This is a genomic window from Dyella silvatica (genome assembly GCF_026283955.1).
Classification (GTDB): Bacteria; Pseudomonadota; Gammaproteobacteria; order Xanthomonadales; family Rhodanobacteraceae; genus Dyella_C; species Dyella_C silvatica.
In genome coordinates this window covers 1-5,162 of sequence record NZ_JAPDPE010000187.1, presented here as the reverse complement: position 1 = coordinate 5,162, position 5,162 = coordinate 1, and the positions used below count along the sequence as shown (strand labels likewise).

5 protein-coding genes and 1 pseudogene are annotated in these 5,162 nt (G+C 62.8%); 3 read left to right on the top strand and 3 right to left on the bottom strand.

Annotation, left to right across the window (positions count from 1 at the left end; genetic code table 11):
• Together OUZ52_RS22065 and OUZ52_RS22060 are read right to left on the bottom strand one after the other, a co-directional pair.
• Positions 1 to 248, bottom strand: a pseudogene (locus OUZ52_RS22065) (hypothetical protein); the annotation flags it as partial.
• A 5-nt stretch (positions 249 to 253) separates the two neighbouring features.
• Complete coding sequence (locus tag OUZ52_RS22060) at positions 254 to 1,453, bottom strand: AgaS family sugar isomerase (protein WP_266160751.1); 1,200 nt, start codon at positions 1,451 to 1,453, stop codon at positions 254 to 256.
• 57 nt (positions 1,454 to 1,510) lie between these two features.
• On the opposite strand from OUZ52_RS22060, the gene OUZ52_RS22055 reads away from it, so the two are divergent.
• The 3 genes from OUZ52_RS22055 (at position 1,511) to OUZ52_RS22045 (ending at position 4,570) form a co-directional block, all read left to right on the top strand.
• On the top strand, positions 1,511 to 2,428 hold the full coding sequence (locus tag OUZ52_RS22055) for a class I fructose-bisphosphate aldolase (protein WP_266160750.1): 918 nt from the start codon (positions 1,511 to 1,513) through the stop codon (positions 2,426 to 2,428).
• A 71-nt stretch (positions 2,429 to 2,499) separates the two neighbouring features.
• Positions 2,500 to 3,708 (top strand): amidohydrolase family protein, encoded by a 1,209-nt coding sequence (locus OUZ52_RS22050; protein WP_266160749.1) that lies wholly within the window; start codon positions 2,500 to 2,502, stop codon positions 3,706 to 3,708.
• A 55-nt stretch (positions 3,709 to 3,763) separates the two neighbouring features.
• Positions 3,764 to 4,570, top strand: coding sequence for a DeoR/GlpR family DNA-binding transcription regulator (locus tag OUZ52_RS22045; protein ID WP_266160748.1), 807 nt, complete (start codon positions 3,764 to 3,766; stop codon positions 4,568 to 4,570).
• A gap of 27 nt (positions 4,571 to 4,597) precedes the next feature.
• Here OUZ52_RS22045 and OUZ52_RS22040 read toward each other — a convergent pair.
• Positions 4,598 to 5,162, bottom strand: a 565-nt coding sequence (locus tag OUZ52_RS22040) for a class I SAM-dependent DNA methyltransferase (protein ID WP_266160747.1), incomplete at its 5' end; no start/stop codon positions are given.

The following is a 5,162-nucleotide window of genomic DNA, read 5'->3' as shown; positions in this document are numbered from 1 at the left end:
GCGTCGAGGCAATGCGTACCCCATGCATCGGCACCGAGTTTGCCGTGGAAGGTGACCTGATTGCCGAGCCGGGCCAGACCCATCGCGCAAATCATCGACGAGCTGCCCGGCGTCATGATGAAGTCGTCGGCCAGCACTTCTTTGCCTGGCATCGGCAAGCCATGGCAGCCCTTGAAGACCAGGTCGAGATTGATCTCGCCGACCACCAGGATGCGTTTCGTCGTGCGGCCAGACTTCACAGGCGTCATCGGCGTCACACCTGCGCTGGCTGGGCAGCGGTCTGGTGAATCACGAAATCCTCGACCACCCGGGTCAGCACCCCTTGTGCCGGTGCATCCGGCTTGCCGCCCAAGTGCAGGCAGCGGAAGAAAGCCAACAACTGCCCCACGGCGACGTGGGCCAGCAAGGCGGCCAGTTCACCGTCCTGGGGTAAGCCGGGCACTTCGACGGCGAGATCGTCGGGGCCAAGCAGATCGGCGGGAATAGCCTCGCCGACCAATACTTTGGCCAGACCCAGACCCTTGCGCGACAGCTCGCGCAGCAAGTCGATTTCGTAGGCGCGCACCGCGGGGTCCGGCGACAACAAGGCCACGATCAAGGTCGACGCGTTGATGCTGGACATCGGCCCATGACGCAGGCCCAGATAGGTTTCGGCCATGGTGACGACGCGGCCGCCGGTCATCTCCAGCATTTTCAGCGCGCAGTCGTGCGCCGCGCCTATCGCACCGCCATCACCTAAATAGACGGCTGAAGTGAAATCGCCGCGGGCGATCTGCGCCAGCGCATCGGACTGCTCGTCGAACACCTGCTGCACGCCAGCGGACACTCGCTCGACCGCAGCGGCAGACAGCCCATCGCGCAACAAACCGGTACCGGCCAGCAGCAGATTGGTAAAGCTGCTGGTCATCACCAGGCTGCGGTCGTTGGTGCGCTCATCGAGCACCAGCACGCTGACGCGCGGGTCGTCCTGATACTGCGTGGCGAGCTTGCCGCGGGCGTTGCAGGTAATCACCAGATGGCGATACGCCGGCGCCTCGGCCAGCAAACGGCTGACCACGCCGCAGCTTTCCGGGCTATCGCCCGAACGTGCCAGCGAGATCAACAGTCCCGGCCCCGGCGGCAACACACTGCGCCAGTGCGTGAGCAAGGTGCCCGCGGCAATTGCCTGCGCAGGCAGGCCCAAGCCCAGCTGCAGGGTGGGCGCCAGACCTTCGCCGATATACATCGAGCTGCCCGAGCCAGTCAGCACGATATGGCTGGGCAGCGGGGTCAGTGCCTGGGCCAGCCGCTCGCGAATCAGCGGGATGCGCAGCAATTCGGCGGTGCGCCGCCAGGTGGCCGGCTGCTGCAGGATTTCGCGCAGGGTATCGGCATACCCGGCCTCCTGTTGCAGCGCCGGGGAGCGGGCTGACAGGCCTGCGATTTCTTTCGTTTGCTTATCAAGTGTTGACATTTGGCTCGATTCACTCGAATGTGAAACCATCCGATTGCGGATTTCAGGGTATTCGAAATGAAACAAAGCTTACAAGCCCTTTCGAAAGCTTCCGAAAAGTTTTCGCAGCTTTCGCTCTCTCACGGCAAGCGCACGCGCCTATGGCGCCTGCTGTACGGCCACGGCCCGCGTAACGGCAGCCTGCTGGTACTGCCGCTGGATCAAGGGTTGGAACATGGCCCCACCGACTTTTTCCCCAATCCACCGGCACTCGATCCGGAATACCAGTTCCGGCTCGCGGTCGAAGGCAACTTCTCGGCCATCGCGCTGGGTATCGGCCTGGCCGAGAAATACATGGCCGAGTACTGCGGGCGGATTCCGTTAATCCTCAAGCTCAACGGCAAAACCAATATCCCCAGCGATGCGGATGCCACCTCACCGCTGTTCGCCTCGGTCGAAGATGCCGTGCGCATCGGCGCCGATGCGGTCGGCTACACCATGTATGTCGGCTCGCCGCGCCAGCACGACGAAATTCGCCAGTTCGAAAAAGTGCGCCAGGATTGCGAACGCTTTGGCATGCCGTTGGTGCTGTGGTCGTATCCGCGTGGCTCGGCAATCGATGCCAAGGGCGGCAAAAACAGCCTGTATGCACAGGATTACGCCGCCCGCGTCGCGCTGGAACTAGGTGCCGACATCGTCAAGTTGCACGAACCCAATGACGAGCGCACCCACGCACCGGCGCCCTACGACAAGCTGCAAGAAGATGCCGGCGCGCGCAGCGAGCGGGTCGTACGCTCAGCCGGCCGCACCATGGTGCTGTTCTCCGGCGGCGAGAAAAACGACGATGATGCGGCGGTGTTGCGCAAGGTCGAGTTCTATATGGCTTCGGGCGCCAGCGGCGTGATGTTTGGCCGCAACATGTGGTTGCGTCCGCTGGATCAGGCGATCGCCCTGACCAAGGCGGTGCACGAGATCATGGCCAAGTACCCACGCTGATGGCTCCCCCCCTTCTCCTCCGCGTGGGGGGAAGGGGTAAAGCCACAAGCATTCACCGCAGAGCCCGTTCGATGAACCGACCTCCTTCCTGTCTCTGTTGCGCGCCGCCCACCGGGGTAGGCACCGTCCGCGTCGAAAGCGACAAGAACCCGCTGAAAACCGCGACGAACGCAGGCCATAGCGAGCTACGCCTGCGTGACTTCCAGCCGCGCAGCATGCTGCATGTGCCGAAGACCCCGATCATGCATCCGCGCTTTCCGGTGATCGACGTGCATACGCATCTGACCTGGTCGAGCCAGACCCGCAACGGCGTGTCGATCGGCGAAGAAATCACCGTGTTCGCCCGCCCGGAAGATTTACTGCCGGTGATGGATCGCAAGCACATCCGCACCGTGGTGAACCTGACCGGCGGTATCGGCAAAGGCCTGGAACAAAGCATTCGCAGCTTCGACCATGTCGCGCCCGGACGCTTTCTGACCATGACCGAGCCGTCTTACGCTTATTTTCCCGAGGCGAATTACGCGCAGTTGCAAGGCGATGCGATCGAGCAGGCCAAGCGCATCGGCGCACGTGGGCTCAAGCTGCTGAAGACGCTGGGGCTGTATTTACGCGAGCAGATCGACAGCGGCCCACTGGTCGCGGTGGACGACCGCCGTTTCGATCCGATGTGGGAAGCCTGTGCCGCCCACAACATGCCAGTGTTTCTGCACGTCTCCGATCCGGAGGCTTTTTTCCTACCGGCCGATGCATATAACGAGCGCTACGAAGAGCTCAGCCAGCATCCCGACTGGTCGTTCTATGGGCCGGAGTTCCCCAGTAACGACGAGCTGATCGCGGCACGCAACCGAATGATTGCGCGTCACCCGAACACCACCTTTGCGCTGATGCACGTCGGCAACGGTGCCGAAAACCTGGCGGCGGTGGCCGATTGCCTGGACCGTTTCCCCAACACCATGGTCGATATCAGCGCACGAATCGGCGAACTGGGCCGGCAGCCGCGCACTGCGCAGCGCTTTTTCGACCGCTATCAGGACCGCAGTCTGTTCGGCACCGATGCGGTGCCCTCGCCGTATGGCGACGACGTTCCGCAGCAGCTGTTCGGCGACGAGCTGTACGAAATCTATTACCGCTTTCTGGAAACCGAGGACGAATACTTCGATTACGCGCCGGCGGCGACACCGCCCCAGGGGCGCTGGTCGATTTATGGCCTGGGCCTGCCTGACGCTATCCTTCGCAAGATATACCATGACAACGCCGCCCGGCTTTTGCAGATCGCCTGAGTAGATCCGCCTAAGCGCGGTCGGCCAACCCCGTCCTCAGCGAAGCCTGCGCGCCATGAGTGAAAACCTCGCCTCCACGCCTTCACGCCGACTGCTGGTCGAAGAACGCCGGCGCCTGATCGTCGAATTTGTGGAACAACACGGCCGCGCCACGGTGGAAGAGCTGGCGACCAAGTTCGATACCTCCACCGTAACCATTCGTACCGACCTGGAGGTACTGGCGCGCAACGCGGCGATTGCCCGCTCGCATGGCGGCGCCTTGCCGGTGATGCCGCCCTCCAGCAACGACACCCCGCTGAATATCAAAGAGACTCGCTGGCACGCGCAAAAACTGCGCATCGGCCTGGCCGCCGCCAAGCTGATCCGCGATGGCGAAACCATCATTCTCGACTCTGGCTCGACCACGGTGGAGATAGCGCGGCAGATCCGGCAGATGAAATTCGAAGCGCTGACCGTCATTACCAATGCGCTCAATATCGCGCTTGAGCTATCCGGCATTCCGCATATTCGGGTGATGATGCTGGGCGGTTTGCTGCGGCAAACCTCGTACTCCCTGGTGGGCCCCGATGCCGAACAGGCCTTGTCCAAGCTTTCCGCCGATCGCCTGTTTCTAGGCGTGGACGGCCTCGATCCGGTCGTCGGAGTGACCACCCCCGATCCGCTGGAGGCCTCGCTCAATGCGCTGATGATCCGCGTCTCGCGCGAAACCATCGGCGTATTCGATGCCAGCAAGCTGGGGCAGCGCAGCCTGTCGGTGATCACCCCGGTGCAAAGCCTGCACATGGTGATTACCGATACCAGCGCCGCGCCGGAGATGGTCAAGACCTTGCGCAGTGCCGGCGTCGACGTGGTGCTGGTCTAAACGCCAGCGCAAGGCGGCAAGCGCTACTCAGGCAGGCAACTGCGCCCGCTCCAGCGCGGCGATATGGCGCTCCAGCCGCGGTCCGAGATAGCACTGCGAACCACACGGCAGCAGGCCGACCTGGTGGAATTCACGCAAATACCAGTTCGGCGAACGTGCGTTGAAACCATCGTGGTCGCCGGCGACATCATCGCGTTGGGTAAACACCTCGAGAAAGGCGACCCCTTCCAGCATCTCGCCGATACCGATCAAACCGGCGCGGATCTCGGCTGGCTTCAGATAATGCAGTACATCGGTGCAGACGATCAGATCGAAGCGATGATCGAAACGCAGCTCGGCCAACTGGCCAAAACGGGCCAGCCCGATATTACGGCTACGCCCATAGCGCAGCACCGCATACTCGCTGGCATCCAGCCCGCGGTAGTGGATATCCGGCCGCAATGCGCGCAGCGGCGCCCGCCAGGTACCTTCGCCGCAACCGACATCCAGCACATTGCGAATCGGCCGCCCCAGGTAGTACTCCGCCTGCGCCACCACCATCGCCACCTTGCGCTTGAGTTCGGCCTGGGAACCCACCGCATGCTGCGGGTCG